The organism is Streptomyces sp. RKAG293, assembly GCF_023701745.1.
Lineage (GTDB): Bacteria > Actinomycetota > Actinomycetes > Streptomycetales > Streptomycetaceae > Actinacidiphila.
In genome coordinates, this window is the sequence record NZ_JAJOZB010000001.1 from 860,168 (window position 1) to 877,268 (window position 17,101).

Consider the following 17,101-nt stretch of genomic DNA (forward strand, 5'->3'; position numbering starts at 1 on the left):
CTGCAAATGGCCACGCCTCCCGCCCACCCCGCCGCCACCGGTCCTGTCGGCCGCCGGTCGCTGCTGTGGGGCGCATCGTCCGTACTGATCTGGGCGACGGGGTGCTCGAACGGCACGAAGGCGCCGTCGTCCACCGGCACCTCGGGTACCACCGGGCCGCAGACGGCGTCCACCACGGCCGCACCGTCCACGTCAGCCACCTCGACCGCCGCACCCACGTCGTCCACCGCGACGTCCGCCCCGCCCAGCGCGACGCTTCCCGCGACCGCGCCGTGGCGGCCGGGTGCCGGCGAGATCGAGCCCGCGGCCAAGCGGAGTGCCGTCACGCTCATCGAGGCGCTCGGATCGTGGCGGGCCGGACAGGCCGGAGAGCGCCGGGCCGCGGCGCGGGCCGCCGCGCTCGGCATTCCCGCCCCGCTCGCCGGCCAACTCGCGTCGCAGGCCGGCTCCCTGCTGGGACCGGGGGACGAAGCGCGTCTGCAGGTGATCGACGCACAGTACGGCGGCCTGCTGACCGACACCGCGAGCGTCCTCGTGGTGTGCCGTCAATGGAGCAGGAACGGCGCCGGAGCCGTCATCGACGGCGGCACCACGGTGGACGTGCGGCTGAGCCGGACGGGCTCCGGCTGGAGCGTCACCGCGCTGCATCCGGCGGTCTCCGAGCCTGCCGCCCCGTCGCCGACCGCGTCGACACGCGCGGTGCTGGCCCGCTCGGCCATCGAGCTGCCGCCCGCTGCGGCCGCCGACATCCGGAGCGGCACCGTGCACGACAGCGTGCTCCAGGCGATGTTGCGGCTGGCCGACACCTACCGGATGTCGGTGAGCGTGGTGCGGTCCGGGCATCCGCTGGACGTGTTCGGCACCAGCCGCCCCAGTGACCATCCGGTCGGCAGGGCCTTCGACGTCTGGCGCATCAACGGCCACCCGGTCGTCGACCCGGCCACCCCGCGCGCACTGATCACCGCGTTCATGCGGGCCGCAGCGGCGGCCGGCTCGTACAACGTCGGCGGCCCGGTGCTGCTGACGGGTGGTGTGACGTCGAATCAGTTCTTCTCCGACGACACGCATCACGACCATGTGCACATCGGTTTCCCGTCATGACGTGCCGTCCTCGTCCGGTCCGAAGCCCTCCTCCTCGTCGTCCTCGGCCGCCTGCGCGTTGGCCCGCTTCGTGACGACGGCGGCGGCCATCAGCGCACTGCCGACGAAGGCCACCGCGACCACCCACGGCCGGTCGAAACGGTGACCGGTGGCGTGGTCCAGGGCGTAACGGCCCGCCCCCGCGATACCGACCGTGGCCGCGGTGAACCCGAGGAACGCGGGGTATTCGAAACCGCCGCCCTGGGCGAAGAATCCGGCCGGCGCGTGGACCGCCACGGCACCTGCCATGGCGCCCGCCGCTGCCGCCCCGGCGACGGGGGTGCCCAGGCCCAGTGCCAGCAGCGCTCCGCCGCCCGCCTCACCGATGCCGGCGGCGAGCGCGCTCTCCCGGCCGGGCGTGAACCCCATGTGCTCCATCGCGGCCGCGGTCCCGGTCAGGCCCCCACCACCGAACCAGCCGAACAGCTTCTGCGTCCCGTGGGCCATCAGCACCGCCCCGGTGCCGACCCGGAGGGTGAGCAGACCGAGGTCCCGTCGGTTGATGCACGTCATCGCTGTCTCCAGGTGGGTGGCTGCGCTCGAACGGCTACGGACATACGTCTCCACTCTCCGCGCCAGGAGCCGCATCCGCGCCCCGGCCGTGGGCCATCCGGGCATCGGGACGTGCTCCCCCGCCGCGGCCGTCGCAGGGCGGCGCATCGTCCCGTCAGGCGCTGGGCTTCGCGCGGACGTGCATGCGCTCCCCCTGCCTCCCGAAGAGGCTGAGGATCTCCACGGGCCGCCCGTCCGCGCTGCCGAACCAGTGGGGCAGCCGGGTGTCCCACTCGGCGACCTCGCCGGGACCGAGGACCAGATCGTGCTCGGCGAGGACGAGCCGCAGCCGGCCCTCCAGCACGTACAGCCACTCATAGCCCTCGTGCGTCCGCAGAACCGGCTCGGCACCCCGGTCGGGGATGACCATCTTGTACGCCTGGAGGCGGCCAGGACTCCGGGACAGGGCTACGGACGTACCCCCGTTCGGCAGGGCGCGCGGGGTCAGCCGCACCCGCGGATCCCCCACTTCGGGGGCGCCGACCAGCTCGTCCAGCGCCACGCGGTAGGCGCCGGCGAGCGGCAGCAGCAGTTCCAGGCTGGGGCGGCGCTGTCCGGACTCCAGCCGGGAAAGGGTGCTCTTGGAGATGCCGGTCGCCTCGGAGAGCGCGGCCAGCGTCAGGCCGTGCTCGGCGCGCAGCCGTCGGAGCCGGGGGGCGACCTCGTCGAGGACCGCTTGGTGGGGCGGTGGGGTGTCCATGCGGGCATTCCATCCTGCCGTCCCGGAATTGGCAACAAGAGTTGCCGCCGCGTTCCCGGTAGATGCACGCTCCTGGCCATGACCTTGCCGGACCCACCGGGTGCGCGAGTTCGCGGGTCACCAGGAAACGGAGTTCACCGTGAAAATCATCAGTGCGGGACAGGACACGGCGGCGGGAGCCACGGTGCCGACGCCGTCGGTCCGGTGGGCGCTCGCCGGCCTCTCGCTGTCCATGCTGCTGTCCTCACTCGGCACCAGCGTCGCCAATGTGGCTCTGCCGACGCTGGCGCAGGCGTTCACCGCCTCGTTCCAGCAGGTCCAGTGGATCGTCCTCGCGTATCTCCTGGCCATCACCACCGTGATCGTCAGTGTCGGCCGGCTCGGTGACCTCATCGGCCGCCGGCGGCTGCTCCTGGGCGGGATCCTCCTGTTCACGGCGGCCTCGGTGCTGTGCGGTCTCGCGCCCACGCTCTGGTCGCTGATCGCCGCCCGGGCGGCGCAGGGCCTCGGCGCGGCCATCATGATGGCGCTCACCATGGCGTTCGTCGGTGAGACGGTGCCGAAGGCACGCACCGGCAGCGCCATGGGGCTGCTCGGAACGATGTCCGCGGTCGGCACCGCCCTGGGCCCGTCGCTGGGCGGCGCTCTGATCGCAGGACCCGGCTGGCGGGCGATCTTCCTCGTCAACGCGCCGCTGGGCCTCCTGGCTCTCTTCCTCGCCCACCGTCACCTGCCCGCCGACCGGCAGAGACCCGGGACCGACCGCGCCGCCTTCGACCGTGTGGGCACGCTCCTGCTCGCGCTGACACTCGCGGCCTATGCGCTCGCCATGACCATGGGGCGCGGCAGCTTCGGTTCGCTCAACGTGGGTCTGCTGGTGGCCGCCGCCGTCGGTGTCGGTCTCTTCGTGCGCGCGGAGAGCAGGGCGGCGTCACCGTTGATCCGTCTGACGATGTTCCGCGATCCCGCGCTGAGCGCGAGTCTCGCGATGAGCACGCTCGTCTCGACGGTCATGATGGCCACGCTGGTGGTCGGGCCGTTCTATCTCGCCCGTGCGCTCGGGCTCCATGAGGCGCTGGTCGGACTGGTCCTGTCCGTCGGTCCGCTGGTCGCCGCGCTGACCGGAGTGCCCGCCGGTCGCATCGCGGACCGTTTCGGCGCCCCGCGCATGACCGTCCTCGGGCTGGTCGCCATGACGGCCGGTTCGTTGGTTCTGTCCCTCACACCGGCGAGCCTCGGCATCGCCGGCTACCTCGTGCCCATCGTGGTCATCACCGCCGGCTACGCGGTGTTCCAGACGGCCAACAACACCGCCGTCATGACGGACGTTCCGCCGGACCGCCGAGGCGTCATCTCCGGCATGCTCAATCTCTCGCGCAACCTCGGTCTCATCACCGGAGCATCCGTCATGGGCGCCGTGTTCGCCCTCGCGGCGGCGACGAACGACATCACCACAGCGGCCCCCGACGCCGTAGCCACCGGTATGCGGATCACGTTCGCGGTGGCGGCGGCCCTGATCGCCGTCGCACTCGTCATCGCGGTAGGAGGCCGCGCGCTCGCCCGGCGGAGCTCCCCCGCGGAGGTCCCGGTCAGGTGATCGCCGCGCCGCGGCCGACGAGCAGGGCCACGTCCAGCGCCGCCACCATGACGGCGGCGGCGAAGGCCGCCCGCTCCCACTGACGGCCCACCACTGATCCGGTGACGGCGACGAGTACGGCGGCGAGAAGTGCCGCCGCACTCCGGGTGCCGGGTGGACCGGGCGGTCCGAGGACCAGGAGGGCGGTCGCGGCCACCAGGGGCAGCGGGAGCAGCAGGCGGGTGGCCGAGGCGCCGAGTCGCTGCGGCCATCCCCGTACTCCGGCCGCGAGATCATCGCTGATGTCCGGCAGGACATCACCCAGATGGGCGCCGACACCCAACAGCGCTCCCGCGCAGGCGAGCCACCAGGCCGGCCACGGGTGCCCCGGCAGGCTCAGGGCCACGAAGGCCGGCAGGCTCGCGAAGCCCGCCGCGTAGGGCAGCCAGGACCAGGCCGTCGACTTGAGGCGCAGGTCGTAGGCCCAGGCCGCGGCGACTCCGGCCAGGTGGACGGCCCCCGCGAGCGGACCGACGGCGAGCGACAGCGGCACGCACAGGGCCAGGGCGCACCACGCGGCCGTCCACACCGTCCTGACGCCGACCGCCCCGGCCGCGATCGGCTTGTCGCGGCGGCCGGCGGCGATGTCACGGCGCGCGTCGAACGCGTCGTTGCACCAGCCCACCGACGACTGGCCGGTCAGGACGGCCGCGGCGATCAGCGCGGTGCGCACGGCACTGTGGCCCGCGGACCAGGCCAGAACGGTCACCAGCACCGTGACGGCAGCCGTGGGCCCGGGGTGGCAGGACCCCACCAGAGCCCGCACCGGGGCCCGCGCCCGGGACCACGTCAGTCCGGCTGCGCCGCCGTCTCGTCGGGCGGACGGGGCATCGGCGATCGGCTGCTCGGGGATGGCCACGGGCCGATCCTAGGCACCTCTGGTCGTGTCGCAGCGTGTCCGGGCGATCACCGGGTGTTGAATGCCTGTCCCGGGCGAAGTTCCCGAGCAGGCCCCGCCCCCACGTCGGGAGTCCCATGACCCGTATCGCAGCCGTTCACGGCGCCCTGGCGCCCCATCGTCACGAGCAGGCCGAGATCACGGACATAGTGGCGCGCACCTGTCTGCCCCCGAGCGCCGACCGCCGGGTGCTGGACCGGCTTCATCAGGGCTCCCGGGTCCGTTCGCGCCATATGACGCTGCCGCTCGACCGGTACGCGGAACTCGACGGCTTCGGAGCCGCCAACGACGCCTTCATCGCCGGGGCCACGACCCTCGGCTCCCAGGTGATCCGGGGGGCGCTGCGCGCGGCGGGGCTGGTCCCCTCCGACGTCGATCTCCTGATGTTCACCTCGGTCACCGGGATCGCCACCCCGTCGATCGACGCGAGGCTCGTCGGACGGCTCGGCCTGCGCGAGGACGTCAAGCGCATGCCGCTGTTCGGTCTCGGCTGCGTGGGGGGAGCCGCAGGACTGGCCCGGGTGCACGACTACCTGCTCGGGCGGCCGGACCACGTGGCGGTGCTGCTGTCGGTCGAGCTGTGCTCGCTCACCTTCCAGCGCAACGACGACTCCATGGCCAACCTGGTGGCCACGGCCCTGTTCGGCGACGGCGCGGCCGCGGTCGTGGCCTGCGGCGCCGCGCGCGCCGCCGAGCCGTCCGCCGGGGCGCCCGTACCGTCGGGGCCGACGATCGTGGCGACGCGCAGCCGGCTGTACCCCGACACCGAACAGGTCATGGGCTGGAACATCACCAACTCCGGTTTCAAGGTCGTGCTGGATCCCGCCGTCCCCGACGTGGTGCGCCGCCACCTCGCCGACGACGTCAAGGAGTTCCTGGGCGAGCACGGTCTCAAACCGAAGGACGTGGCCACCTGGGTCTGCCATCCGGGCGGGCCCCGCGTCCTGGAGGCGGTCTCGGAGAGCCTCGAACTGCGGGACGGGGCGCTGGACGTGACATGGCGGCACCTGGCCGCCGTCGGAAACCTCTCCTCGTCGTCGGTCCTGCACGTGTTGCGCGACACCTGGGCGGAGCGCCGCCCACCGGCGGGCGCCCCGGGGCTGCTGTTGGCGATGGGGCCCGGTTTCTGCTGCGAACTGGTGCTGCTGCGCTGGTAGGTCGGAGGACTGCATGATCTGGTACGCACTGTTGGTGGCGGCGGTCGCCGCCGAGCGGGTCGCCGAACTCGTCGTCGCCCGGCGCAACGAGCGGTGGAGCATGTCCCGCGGAGCGGTCGTGGCCGGCCAGGGTCACTACCCCGCCATGGTCGCCCTGCACACCGCGCTGCTCGCCGGGTGCCTGATCGAGGCGGGGCTCGCCGACCGCCCCTTCGTACCCGCCCTGGGATGGCCGATGCTCGCCGTGGTGGTGGCGGCTCAGGGCCTTCGGTGGTGGTGCATCCGCACCCTGGGGCCGCGCTGGAACACCCGCGTGATCGTCATTCCCGGGATGCCGTTGGTGACCGGCGGCCCCTACCGGTGGCTCGGCCACCCCAACTACGTCGCCGTCGTCGCCGAAGGCCTGGCACTGCCCCTGGTGCACACCGCCTGGGTCACCGCGGTCGCCTTCACCGTCCTGAACGCCACGCTGCTGGCCGTGCGTGTGCGCTGTGAGAACGAGGCCCTGACCGGCGCCGCCGGACCGCAGGCGGCGCCGGCCGGGGCGCCGGGATCCGCCGCCGGCCTGGACGCGACGACATGATCGACGTCCTAGTGGCCGGCGGGGGTCCGGCCGGGCTGGCCGCCGCCATGCACGCCGCTCTCGCCGGGATGCGGGCCGTCGTCGTGGAACCCCGGTCCGCTCCCGTGGACAAGGCATGCGGGGAAGGAGTCATGCCGGGCGGTGTCGCCGCCTTGCGGACGCTGGGCATCGACGTCGCCGGCCGTGAACTGCGCGGTATCCGCTACCTCGACGCCACCCGCCGGGCCGAGGCCGCCTTCCACGGCGGCACCGGGCTCGGGATCCGCCGCACCACCCTCCACGCGGCACTGCATCAACGCGCCCGGGATCTCGGGGTGGAGATGGTGACCGGCAAGGTCTCCGAGGTGCGCCAGTCGGCGGACCGCGTGGTCGCCGCGGGGATGACGGCCCGGTGGCTGATCGCCGCCGACGGACTGCACTCCCCGGTGCGCCGCGGCCTGGGGCTGGCCCTTCCGGACCGCGCGGAGGGACGCTACGGGCTGCGCCGGCACTACCGGGTGGAGCCGTGGACGGATTTCGTCGAGGTGCACTGGTCGGCCCACGGCGAGGCCTACGTGACGCCGGTCGCCGACGACCTGGTGGGCGTGGCCGTCCTGAGCCGCAGCCGGCGCGGCTACGACGACCACCTCGCCGCCTTTCCTGCGCTGGCGGCGCGGCTGCGCGACGCGACCGCGACCGCGGTACGCGGCGCCGGGCCGCTGCGCCAGCGGGTACGCCGCCGGGTGGCCGGCCGCATTCTGCTCGTCGGTGACGCCGCGGGCTACACCGACGCGCTCACCGGTGAGGGCATCGCGCTGGGTCTGCGGAGCGCCGAGGCAGCGGTGCGGAGTCTGGTAGGCGGACGGCCGGAAGCGTACGAGGCGGCGTGGGCGCGGCTGACACGGCGCCACCGTCTCCTGACCGGAGCGCTGCTGACGGCCGGCCGCCACCCGCGCACCGCGCGGCTGGTCGTCCCGGCCGCCTCCCGCCTGCCCGCCGTCTTCTCGGCCGCGGTGCACGTGCTGCGGTAGCCCGGTCCGGGCGGCGTGGACACGGCCGGCGGTCCGGGAAGCGGCTCACAGCTCCAGGGTGATGGTCCGGATCTCGGCGGCGGGTTCCACGGATCGGACCAGTCGGGCGAACGCGCCGAGCAGTCGCAGCAGTTCCGCCCCGTAGCCCAGAACGCCGTCGGTCTGGCTCAGCCCGTCGACCATCAGGACGCTCTCGCGCACGCCGTCCGCACCCACGGAGGACTTGAGGACGCACTCCCAGAACCACATCGTGTCCGCGCCGGTCAGCACCGCGGTCTCCACATCCGCGACACCCGTGTGGGCGTACCGCAGATACGGCAGCCGGTTCCCGTCCCGGGTGAGGAACGCCGGCCGGCGCATCGAGTAGATCCTGTTGTTCTGGCGGGAGGCCGCCCGCATCCCGCGGGTCCAGGTGCGTTCCCTGACCACCAGCCAGGTCTGGGCCGCTGCCAGACACTCCATCAGCGAATCCCCGTGACCGCGGACGCAGAGCGCGACCGGCAGCGGGGTGCCCGGTCGCAGCGGGACCACGCCGAGGGGCAGGTCCGGCTTCCAGGTGGGCCGGAACACGGCCTGGCGACCGGGATCGGAGCGGTCGACGCCGCAGTCCTCGAGAAACCCGGCGAGGGTCCGCACCGTCTGCGGGCACACGGCGTGGCCGCGGTCCGCGATGCGCCACAGCAGGCAGACCATGGCGCGGAAGGTGCGCTGGCGGCCCAGCTCCGATTCCTGCGGGAGTTCGATGACCAGTTCGTCGCTGTCCGTGCCCGGAAGGCCGCCGACCAGGCGCAGCCGGGCGGCCGGTCCTGGACGGCCCCCGTCCAGGTCCACGACGCAGAGGCCCTGGTCCGTGCCCGGCCCGGAGGCGACGGGCAGCCCGCACGCGTGCAGCAGTGCCACGAGCGGTTCCCGCTCCGTCGCCGGGACGAGGATGCGGACACCGTCCCTGAACGCGCTCGGCAGCGGCATCACGTAGTCGTCGGCGAAGGGCGAGGCGTCGTGGAAGACGGTCGGCGCCCGCAGGGCCTGCGACTCGACCAGGCCGTCGAGCCGGGGCGGCCCGTCCGTGAGGCGCAGCGGAGGGCCGTCGGAGAGCGTCTGCGCGTGAGCGGAGCGGACCCAGGCGAACAGGTCGGCGTTGACCAGGGTGTCCTCCCTGGTGCGGCAGGACGGCACGGTGAGCCGCACGCCCGCCGCCTCGGGGGTGGCCTGGAGCGACCAGTCGCGGGCGAACCCACCGACCGGGTCGACCGCGCCCAGCACGAACCTGCAGCCGCCGTCGATGCCGCCCTCGACGCGGAGCAGGGAGCGCAGGCTCTTGCCCGCCACCTCGCCCACGTTGACCTTGCCGCCCGCGGCGGCCCAGGTGGAGGTGGCGTCCTCGACGTCGATCTGCGTCAGTGTGTGGAGTGCCGCCAGGGTGAGCAGATCGGCCCGGTCGACAGCGGGCCAGTCGGACGGCGGTTCCAGCCAGTTGCCCGTCGGTGCGAGGTCGGACTCGATGAGTCGCTTGGTGGCACGCGCGGCGAAGATGCCCATGTCCACTCGCCTACCGGTCCTGTGACGGCGGCGGCCGGCCGTGCGAGTAGGCCCCCCACTGCATGTTCTGCCCCCTCCCCAGCCCCCTGGCGCGAACCGCTGTCAGCGAGGCCGGCTGGAGGGCTTGGGGCCAGCGTAGGGTTCAGCGCCGAATGATGTACCACCAATCGGTAAAACCGCGGCCAATACGGAGTTAGCGCCTGTCAGCGGGACATCGCAGCCCTCCCCCGGCCTCGGCCGGCGGGCGCGCGGGGGCCCGGGCGGACCCGTGTGAGAGACGGCACGCTTGCCCGGATGCCCGCTCGGACCGGGTCCCGGATGTCTAGGGTGTGGATCATGAGTACACATTTTGACGTCGTGGTCCTCGGCGCCGGTCCGGGCGGATACACGGCCGCCGTCCGCGCGACCCAGCTCGGACTGCGCGCGGCGGTCATCGAGGAGAAGTACTGGGGCGGGGTGTGCCTGAACGTCGGTTGTATCCCGTCGAAGGCGCTGCTGCGCAACGCCGAACTGGCGCACATCTTCACCCATGAGGCGAAGACCTTCGGCATCAAGGTCGAGGGCAAGGTCAGCTTCGACTACCGGGAGGCGTACCTGCGCAGTCGGAAGGTCGCCGACGGCCGCGTCGCCGGCGTGCACTACCTGATGAAGAAGAACGGCATCACCGAGTACGACGGCCGGGGCACCTTCGTCGACGACCGCACGCTGCAGGTGACGCTGCGGGCGGGCGGGACCGAGACGGTGACGTTCGATCACTGCATCGTCGCGACCGGGGCCACGACGCGACTGCTGCCGGGCACCGCGCTGAGCGACCGGGTCGTGACGTACGAGGAGCAGATCCTCACCGACACGCTTCCGGAGAGCATCGTCATCGCCGGGGCGGGCGCGATCGGCGTCGAGTTCGCGTACGTGCTGCACAACTACGGGGTGAAGGTCACGATCGTCGAGTTCCTCGACCGGGTCGTGCCGCTGGAGGACGCCGAGATCTCCGCCGAGCTCGCCAAGCGCTACCGGCGGCTGGGCATCGAGATCCTGACGTCCACCCGTGTCGAGTCCATCGACGACAGCGACCCGGCGGCCAAGGTGCGGGTCACCGTCACCCGCGACGGACAGCAGCAGATCCTGGAGGCCGACAAGGTCCTGCAGGCGATCGGCTTCGCGCCGCGCGTCACCGGCTACGGCCTGGAGGCCACCGGTGTGCGGCTGACCGAGCGCGGCGCGATCGACGTGGACGCCCGCGGCCGCACGAACGTGCCGCACATCTTCGCGATCGGCGACGTCACCGCGAAGCTGATGCTGGCGCACGCGGCGGAGTCGATGGCGGTGATCGCGGCCGAGACCATCGCTGATGCCGAGACCATGGAACTCGACTTCACCATGATTCCGCGGGCCACCTACTGCCAGCCGCAGATCGCCAGCTTCGGCTGGACCGAGGCCCAGGCCCGGGAGAAGGGCTTCGACGTCAACGTGGTGAAGTTCCCCTTCACCGCGAACGGCAAGGCCCACGGTCTCGGCGACCCGGTCGGCTTCGTGAAGGTGATCAGCGACCGGACCCACGGCGAGCTGCTCGGCGCGCACCTGATCGGCCCCGAAGTCACCGAAATGCTGCCGGAGCTGACCCTGGCGCAGCAGTGGGACCTGACGGTCCACGAGGTGGCGCGCAACGTGCACGCGCACCCGACGCTGGGCGAGGCGGTCAAGGAGGCCGTCCACGGCCTGGCGGGGCACATGATCAACTTCTGATCGCGGTGGTCGCGGGGGCCGGGGGTCCCCGCGGGTCCCCTGGTCGCGGGGGTCCGGTGAGTGTGCTGCCGGACCCTTCGCGGCGCTCGCCGCCGGACCGCCGTCAGGTGCGGCCGAACGGCGTTGCGCGGCTCCACTCCGCGCGCTCGGCCGCCGGGTGACGCACCATGAGACCGTGATGACGGTACTGCTCATGGAGCACGACAGCGACACGTCCAGCGACATGCGCTCGGCGATCCACGCCAACCGGCACTTCCGCGTCATCGCGCACGGGACGGACGACGCCACCGTGCTGGCGCTGGCGCGGACCCTGCTGACGGATGTCGTGATCATCGACGCCCGGCTCGACGGCATCGACCCGCTCGCCCTGTGCCAGGAGCTCCGCACCCTGAGTCCGCCACCGGCGGTCGTGATCGTCGCCGCCCACCTCACCGGCGCGGAACCCGCCCACCACCTGGCCGTGAAGGGTTCCGTCCACCTGCTGCGCGGCTCGGAGCCGTCCGACGTCGTGAACGCCCTGCGGGCGATCGGCGTCCGCCGGAGCAACTGCGACCCCGACGCTCTGTAGGGCGGCCTCCCGTCGGCCCGGAGCAGGGAAAACCCTCGTTCTTGCCTCGGCGCGTCCCCCCGCCGTCCGACTCCTTGACGCGCACCGGCAGCGGGCCGAGACTGGCGCCGCCGCGCAGGGGGCGACGCACCGACGGCCGGCAGGTCAGGGGTCCAGGGGCCGGGTTCGGGTTCGGGAGGAAGGCTGTGTGACATGACGCAACACGGTCCGGTGGGACTCGGGCCGGTCATGGCTCAGGTGGAGGCCGGGCTGGAAGTGGGGACTCCCGCCGTCTTGTGGGGCGTGCGGGGTTCGGGTCGTACGGTGTCGCTGGACGCCCTCTCGGACGCGGCCGCCGGGCGCGGTGCCAGGACCCTGCGACTGCGTCTGCGGGAGGACGACGCCCCCGTCCCGTACGGGGTACTCACCGACCTGCTCCGCGCACTCGAGCCGCTGGGCCTCCCGCTCCCCATCGGGCCGCTCCGTCTGGCGGTCGACATGCTGCTGCGCCGCCGTGTCGTCCCGCGGCGCGGTATGGATCCGGTGGCGGTCCGCCTCGCGCTGGCGCACGTGCTGGCCCGGATGTCCGGGACGTTCCTCCTGATCGACGACGTCCAGTGGATGGATCACGACAGCGCCCAGGCCCTGACCCATGCCCTGCACTCGCTGCCGCACGGCACCCTGCGGGTCGCCGTGACCCGGCGCTGCGCGACACCGCCGCAGGCTTCGGGGGTGTGCGGACCGGGAGCGGTCTTGTACGAGCTCGCGCCACTGGACGTCGACCAGGTGGCGCACCTTCTGGAACGTCACGCACTCCCCGCCCGCTGGGCAGCCCGGGTGCACGCGATGTCCGGCGGCAATCCCGGCCTGGCCCTCGCGGTCGCACGGGAACTGCGGGACGCGCCGCACGGTCCGGCACCGGTCGGTGCGGCCTCCGCGTCGCACGCGGCCACACCGTGGCTGGCCGCCCTGCCGGAGCCGGTCGCCGCCACCCTGCTGATGGCGGCGCTGGCCGTCGACCCGTCGTCCGCCATCCTGCGGCGTGCCGGGTGCGAGCGGGCGGACGCGCATCTGGCGCTCGCCGCCGCGGCAGGAATCGTGACCCATGGGCCGGACGGCTCCATCGTCTTTCGCGGCAGCGTGCTGCGTGACGCCGTGCTGTCACAGCAGCGGGACGGCCGGCGATGCGCCGCCCACAAGGCGCTGGCCCGGGCGGTCGAGGACCCGGTGGAGGCGATCTGGCACCGCGCTCTGGCCGCGGACGCCTTCGACGCCGGTCTGGCCACCGAGATCGAGGCCGCGGCGGCCGACGCCCGTCGCGCGGGCCAGCGGTCCTGGGCCGGGGAGCTGGAACTCCTCGCCGCTCAGCGGACCCCACCGTCCGACCGGGCCTACCGGCTGGCGCGGCTGGCCGCGGCAACGACCGACGCCGCGGCCGCCGGGCGCAGCGACCTGGCCGGGAAGGTGGCCGCGGCGGTCCGGGTGAACCGGGGCAGCCCGGCCGAGTTGATCGCGGCGCTGCTGGCGGTCGTGGACTCCGCGGGTCAGGCCATGGAGGAGCTGGACCAGGTGCTGTCCCAGGCGGCCAGCACCGCCGACGGGCATCCGTCCCTGATGGCCGCGGTGGAAATGCGCGTCTCGGTGAAGGCGAACGTGTGCGAGGGCCGGCCGGACAAGGCGCGCGCCGCCGCCGCGCGCGCCGCGGAACTGGGACGCAGGGGCCGCGATCCGGCGACCGAGGCCGTCGCGCTGACGATGCGGGCCCGGATGGAGCGCATCCTCGACGATCCCGCCGCCGAGCGCACCCTGAGTGACGCGCTCGCCCTGGACGTCCCCGTCGATCTCGTGGGTGTGCGCTTCAGCCCGCAGTACCTGGCAGCCCGTCATGCGGTCTTCGACGACCGGCTGCCGGAGGCGAGAACGCAGCTGCTGGAGTTGCTCGGCGTCGCTGAACGGCAGGGCGACGCGGCGGATCTGGAGGAGGTGCTGCGCAGCCTGGCCGAGGTCGACGCCCGGTCCGGCTCCTGCGCGCAGGCCTTGCAGTGGAGCGACCGGGCGCGTGCGGTAGGCGTGGCTTCCGGGCTGTCCCCGGGCCCGGTCTGGTACACCGCCGCGCTCGCGGAGACCGCCGGGGGCAGCTTCACCCGGGCCGCCGAACTCGCGGTACGCGCGGCACGGACCTCGCACGAGGAACACGACATGATCTTCGCGTCCCGGAGCCTTCTCGCGCTCGGTACGGTTCAGCTGATCACCGGCAGTACCGCCGAGGCGACGCGCACCCTGGAGCGGGTGGCCGCCCTGGAGCGGCAACAGCAGGTGGCCGACCCGCGGATCCTGCGATGGCAGCCGGAACTGGTCGAGGCGCTGGCTGCCACCGGACGGCTCGACGAGGCGGACGAGCGCGCGGCCGAGGCCACCCGGATCACCGCCGCGTACCCGGACACCGGAGTGTTCGCGGCACTGCAACGGGCGAAGGCCCATTGCGCCGCCCGTCGCGGCGATTGCGACTCCGCGGCCGCGATGCTGCACGAGGCCGCAGAACGGTTCGGGTGCCTGCGACTGCCGCTCGAAGAGGGGCGGGCCCGGGTGGCACTGGGCCTGCTCGAACGCGCCCGCCGCCGGCCGGCCGCGGCGCGCACCGCATGGAGGAACGCGACGGAGCTGTTCCAGCAGGCTCAGGCGCGGCCATGGACCGCGTTGACCGGGAGCCTGCTGGCCCGCCTGGAAGGGACCCGCGCCGTCCCGGGCGCGACTCCCCCGCCACTGACGGAGGCCGAGCACCGGCTCGTCCTCCTCGTCGTTCAGGGGCTGACCAACCATGACGCCGCGGCGACCCTCTTCGTCTCCGTCAAGACCGTCGAATCGACCCTCAGCCGTGTCTACCGCAAACTCGGCATCCGCTCCCGCACCCAGCTGGCCGCGGCCCTGCGCACCTGACCAGCGCGGCACCCGCCCGTTCGGTCCAGGCGTTCGGCCCACGCGTTCAGCCCACCCGTTCAGCCCGCCCAGCAGCGTCGTACGACACCGTCCCGGACCTCGAAGTTGAGCCGGCCGGCCTGCCGCTCCATGGTGACGCTCGCTCCGGCGGGGAGGATCCTCACGACGTTCCAGCCACGGTCACGGGCCCGGAGCTCCGCCACCGCGGACGGCAGACCCGCGTACGCGTCGGGGACGTCCGCCGGTTCTGGCGGCGGGATCGTGCCGGAGTCCTCAGAAGACGGACCAGCCGGTGGCATCGGCGACCTCCTCCAGAACGGCCAGGCCGGCGACGGAGTTGCCCGCCTCGTCCAGACCCGGTGACCACGCGCACAGCGTGCCGTGTCCCGGGAACACCGCCATGACGCCGCCGCCGATCCCGCTCTTGACGGGAGCCCCCACCTGGCAGGCCACATCCCCTGCGGCCTCGTACGTCCCGCAGGTCAGCACCACGGCGTTGAGCCGGCGCACCTCGCGCTCCGACAGCAGAGCCCTGCCGGAGCCGAGCACGCCGCCCCGCGCCAGGAACAGACCCGCCTGCGCCAGATCGACACAGGACGCGGCGATGGCGCACTGGTCGATGTACCGGTCGAGCAGTTCGGTCACCTCGTGCTGCAGTCTGCCGTGCGAGGCCATCAACAGCACCGCGGCGGCATTGCGATGGCTGGCACCCCGTTCCGATGCGGCGAGCCGCCCGTCGATCCGGATCGCGGGGTTGCCGGATTCCGTACGGAGGAGTTCCAGCACGGCGGCGGCCGATCCCGTCCCTCGCGCCGCCATCAGCCGGTCGACCACAACGAGGGCTCCGGCATTGACGAACGGGTTGCGCGGCACCCCGTGATCCACGTCGAGTTGGACCAGCGCGTCGTAGCGCAGACTGGACGGCTGCCGGCGGACCCGCTTCCAGAGGCTCTCGCCCTCATGAGCGAGGACCAGGGCCAACGAGAACAGCTTGGAGAGACTCTGCACGGAGAACGGTTCCCGGCAGTCACCGGCACCGATCACCTCGCCGTCCACCGTGGCCAGCGCCACCCCCAGCCGGTCCAGCGGCACCTCGCCCAGCAACGGAACGCTCTGTGCCTGCCGCCCCGTTCCGACCAGCCGGACAGCCCCGCCGTGCGCCTCGTCCACTATCCCTCGCAGATCCATCTGCCCCCCTCCAGCGCATCGACCGCCACTGCGGCGACACCGCTCAGCCTGCCGATCCGCCTCGCCCCGCGCAGCAGGGAAAACCCTCGTCACGCCGGCGGCCGACGCGCGGTCCGCCCGTCCCGCCGCCGACCGGCGGCCGTTCCTCAGAACGAGGGATTCCCCCGATAGGCCCGCTCCCACCGGGCGGCCAGCATGGCCGGACCAACCCCCACGCGAGAGGCCAACCTCAGTGAAATTCCGTCAACGCACCCTGGGCGCCGGTACTTTGGCCGGCACCCTGCTGGCCGGATCCCTCGTCCTGATCGCCGCCCCCACCGTTTCGGCGTCACCCATCGGCGACCCGGCGCCGCAGCAGTCCGAGCAGGTCACCGCCGCGAAGCGGACGCTGGACGCGCTGCCCGCCGTACCCAACACCTCGTGGGGCATCGACACCTCGGCCGGGCAGGTCGTCCTCACCGTCAGCGACGCCGCGACCGGCCCACGCCTGCCGCGGCTGCTGGACACGGCGGCCGCGCTCCGGAACCTCGTACGCGTGGAGCACACGTCCGGTCGCATGGTGCAGCAGAGCACCGCGACCGGGGACAAGCTCCAGGTGGTCGGCAATTCCGGCAGCTGGTGCTCCATGGGCTTCAACGTCACCAACGGCACCGACAACTTCGTCCTCACCGCCGGGCACTGCAAGGCGGCCAACGGCTGGCAGACCCCGGACGGCCAGTTCATCGGCACCACGTCCAAGGTCGGCCCCAACGGCACCGACGCCAGCCTGGTGACCAACGCCCTCGCCCCGGATCCGGGCGCCTTCACCGGTGTCGGCACGGCCCGGGTCGGCGAGCAGGTCTGCAAGAAGGGAGCCACGTCGGGCGTCACCTGCGGCACGGTCAAGGCCGTCGACCAGACCGTCACGTACGACAACGGCGTCGTCGTCAACCACCTCATCCAGACCGGAAACATCACTCAGTCCGGGGACAGCGGCGGCGGCCTGTACGACGGTTCGGCCGCGCTGGGACTCGTCAGCGGCGGCAGCGACACCATCAGCAGCTTCTACCCCGTGTCCAACGCCCTCAGCGACCTCGGGGTCCGGCTCGTCGTCGCGGGCACCCCGGGACACACCGTCACCGTGACCAACCCCGGCAACCAGTCGAGCTGGGCCGGTTTCTGGATCTTCCCGGTCCCGGTCCAGGCGAAGGCGAGTGACGGACATCCGCTCGCCTTCGCCGCGGCCGGTCTGCCCGCGGGTCTGACGATCGATGCCGCCACCGGCAGGATCACCGGCACTCCCATCACCGCCGGCACCTACCGCTCCACCGTCACCGCCACCGAGGCCAACGGACCCAGCGGCAGCGCCACGTTCACCTGGTCCGTCAGCGGCTGGTGACCCCAGCGGCTCGGCCGGCAGTACACCGTGGCGCCGTCACCCCACCCTGTGGCGGCGCCACGGGTGTCCCCGAACGGGACCTGGCACCGAGCG

At 73.0% G+C, this 17,101-nt stretch carries 15 protein-coding genes; 9 read left to right on the top strand and 6 right to left on the bottom strand.

Going from position 1 to position 17,101, the window contains the following annotated elements; translation table 11 throughout:
* Window positions 1–6: 6 nt before the first annotated feature.
* Window positions 7–1,101 (top strand): hypothetical protein, encoded by a 1,095-nt coding sequence (locus tag LNW72_RS03750; protein ID WP_250974017.1) that lies wholly within the window; start codon window positions 7–9, stop codon window positions 1,099–1,101.
* Here LNW72_RS03750 and LNW72_RS03755 read toward each other — a convergent pair.
* Window positions 1,096–1,653 carry a DoxX family protein gene (locus LNW72_RS03755; protein ID WP_250974018.1) on the bottom strand — a complete coding sequence of 186 codons (558 nt, stop codon included), beginning with the start codon at window positions 1,651–1,653 and terminating at the stop codon, window positions 1,096–1,098. The genes LNW72_RS03750 and LNW72_RS03755 overlap by 6 nt on opposite strands.
* A 154-nt stretch (window positions 1,654–1,807) precedes the next feature.
* Window positions 1,808–2,392: an XRE family transcriptional regulator gene (locus LNW72_RS03760; RefSeq protein WP_250974019.1), complete on the bottom strand. Its 585-nt coding sequence runs from the start codon at window positions 2,390–2,392 to the stop codon at window positions 1,808–1,810.
* Between the two features lie 139 nt (window positions 2,393–2,531).
* On the opposite strand from LNW72_RS03760, the gene LNW72_RS03765 reads away from it, so the two are divergent.
* A complete protein-coding gene (locus tag LNW72_RS03765; RefSeq protein ID WP_250974020.1) occupies window positions 2,532–3,989 on the top strand; it encodes an MFS transporter in 1,458 nt (485 codons plus the stop codon).
* Here LNW72_RS03765 and LNW72_RS03770 read toward each other — a convergent pair.
* Window positions 3,982–4,887 (bottom strand): UbiA family prenyltransferase, encoded by a 906-nt coding sequence (locus LNW72_RS03770; protein WP_374117131.1) that lies wholly within the window; start codon window positions 4,885–4,887, stop codon window positions 3,982–3,984. The genes LNW72_RS03765 and LNW72_RS03770 overlap by 8 nt on opposite strands.
* A 116-nt stretch (window positions 4,888–5,003) precedes the next feature.
* Here LNW72_RS03770 and LNW72_RS03775 point away from each other — a divergent pair, with 116 nt between their 5' ends.
* The 3 genes from LNW72_RS03775 to LNW72_RS03785 are packed head-to-tail and all read left to right on the top strand — an operon-like array spanning window position 5,004 to window position 7,676.
* Window positions 5,004–6,083 carry a 3-oxoacyl-[acyl-carrier-protein] synthase III C-terminal domain-containing protein gene (locus LNW72_RS03775; protein ID WP_250974021.1) on the top strand — a complete coding sequence of 360 codons (1,080 nt, stop codon included), beginning with the start codon at window positions 5,004–5,006 and terminating at the stop codon, window positions 6,081–6,083.
* A 13-nt stretch (window positions 6,084–6,096) separates the two neighbouring features.
* On the top strand, window positions 6,097–6,666 hold the full coding sequence (locus LNW72_RS03780) for an isoprenylcysteine carboxyl methyltransferase family protein (protein WP_250974022.1): 570 nt from the start codon (window positions 6,097–6,099) through the stop codon (window positions 6,664–6,666).
* The gene (locus tag LNW72_RS03785) at window positions 6,663–7,676 is read left to right on the top strand and encodes an NAD(P)/FAD-dependent oxidoreductase (protein ID WP_250974023.1); all 1,014 of its coding nucleotides are present in this window, start codon (window positions 6,663–6,665) and stop codon (window positions 7,674–7,676) included. Before LNW72_RS03780 ends, LNW72_RS03785 begins: the two co-directional genes overlap by 4 nt.
* A 45-nt stretch (window positions 7,677–7,721) precedes the next feature.
* Here LNW72_RS03785 and LNW72_RS03790 read toward each other — a convergent pair whose 3' ends face one another.
* Window positions 7,722–9,215: a hypothetical protein gene (locus LNW72_RS03790; protein ID WP_250974024.1), complete on the bottom strand. Its 1,494-nt coding sequence runs from the start codon at window positions 9,213–9,215 to the stop codon at window positions 7,722–7,724.
* A gap of 336 nt (window positions 9,216–9,551) precedes the next feature.
* On the opposite strand from LNW72_RS03790, the gene lpdA reads away from it, so the two are divergent.
* From lpdA to LNW72_RS03805, 3 genes are all read left to right on the top strand, one after another.
* Window positions 9,552–10,958 carry a dihydrolipoyl dehydrogenase gene (gene lpdA / locus LNW72_RS03795; protein WP_250974025.1) on the top strand — a complete coding sequence of 469 codons (1,407 nt, stop codon included), beginning with the start codon at window positions 9,552–9,554 and terminating at the stop codon, window positions 10,956–10,958.
* Window positions 10,959–11,136: 178 nt separating this feature from the next.
* Window positions 11,137–11,526, top strand: coding sequence for a response regulator (locus tag LNW72_RS03800; RefSeq protein WP_250974026.1), 390 nt, complete (start codon window positions 11,137–11,139; stop codon window positions 11,524–11,526).
* A gap of 192 nt (window positions 11,527–11,718) precedes the next feature.
* A complete protein-coding gene (locus tag LNW72_RS03805; protein WP_250974027.1) occupies window positions 11,719–14,442 on the top strand; it encodes a LuxR family transcriptional regulator in 2,724 nt (907 codons plus the stop codon).
* A 59-nt stretch (window positions 14,443–14,501) separates the two neighbouring features.
* Here the strand turns inward: LNW72_RS03805 and LNW72_RS03810 are convergent, their stop codons facing one another.
* Together LNW72_RS03810 and glsA are read right to left on the bottom strand one after the other, a co-directional pair.
* Entirely contained in the window at window positions 14,502–14,741 is a 240-nt protein-coding gene (locus LNW72_RS03810; RefSeq protein WP_250974028.1) for a proteinase inhibitor I78, read from the bottom strand.
* A complete protein-coding gene (gene glsA / locus LNW72_RS03815) occupies window positions 14,716–15,630 on the bottom strand; it encodes a glutaminase A (RefSeq protein ID WP_250974029.1) in 915 nt (304 codons plus the stop codon). Before glsA ends, LNW72_RS03810 begins: the two co-directional genes overlap by 26 nt.
* A 232-nt stretch (window positions 15,631–15,862) precedes the next feature.
* Between glsA and LNW72_RS03820 the strand changes: the two genes are divergently transcribed.
* The gene (locus LNW72_RS03820; protein ID WP_250974030.1) at window positions 15,863–17,008 is read left to right on the top strand and encodes a putative Ig domain-containing protein; all 1,146 of its coding nucleotides are present in this window, start codon (window positions 15,863–15,865) and stop codon (window positions 17,006–17,008) included.
* Window positions 17,009–17,101 lie beyond the last annotated feature (93 nt).

Excerpts from the sequence above, each read along its gene's own strand:
- LNW72_RS03805 (WP_250974027.1), top strand. The coding sequence starts at position 11,719 with ATGACGCAACACGGTCCGGTGGGACTCGGGCCGGTCATGGCTCAGGTG.
- LNW72_RS03780 (WP_250974022.1), top strand. The coding sequence starts at position 6,097 with ATGATCTGGTACGCACTGTTGGTGGCGGCGGTCGCCGCCGAGCGGGTC.
- LNW72_RS03760 (WP_250974019.1), bottom strand. The coding sequence starts at position 2,392 with ATGGACACCCCACCGCCCCACCAAGCGGTCCTCGACGAGGTCGCCCCC.
- glsA (WP_250974029.1), bottom strand. The coding sequence starts at position 15,630 with ATGGATCTGCGAGGGATAGTGGACGAGGCGCACGGCGGGGCTGTCCGG.
- LNW72_RS03755 (WP_250974018.1), bottom strand. The coding sequence starts at position 1,653 with ATGACGTGCATCAACCGACGGGACCTCGGTCTGCTCACCCTCCGGGTC.
- lpdA (WP_250974025.1), top strand. The coding sequence starts at position 9,552 with ATGAGTACACATTTTGACGTCGTGGTCCTCGGCGCCGGTCCGGGCGGA.
- LNW72_RS03800 (WP_250974026.1), top strand. The coding sequence starts at position 11,137 with ATGACGGTACTGCTCATGGAGCACGACAGCGACACGTCCAGCGACATG.
- LNW72_RS03810 (WP_250974028.1), bottom strand. The coding sequence starts at position 14,741 with ATGCCACCGGCTGGTCCGTCTTCTGAGGACTCCGGCACGATCCCGCCG.
- LNW72_RS03785 (WP_250974023.1), top strand. The coding sequence starts at position 6,663 with ATGATCGACGTCCTAGTGGCCGGCGGGGGTCCGGCCGGGCTGGCCGCC.
- LNW72_RS03775 (WP_250974021.1), top strand. The coding sequence starts at position 5,004 with ATGACCCGTATCGCAGCCGTTCACGGCGCCCTGGCGCCCCATCGTCAC.
- LNW72_RS03790 (WP_250974024.1), bottom strand. The coding sequence starts at position 9,215 with ATGGGCATCTTCGCCGCGCGTGCCACCAAGCGACTCATCGAGTCCGAC.
- LNW72_RS03750 (WP_250974017.1), top strand. The coding sequence starts at position 7 with ATGGCCACGCCTCCCGCCCACCCCGCCGCCACCGGTCCTGTCGGCCGC.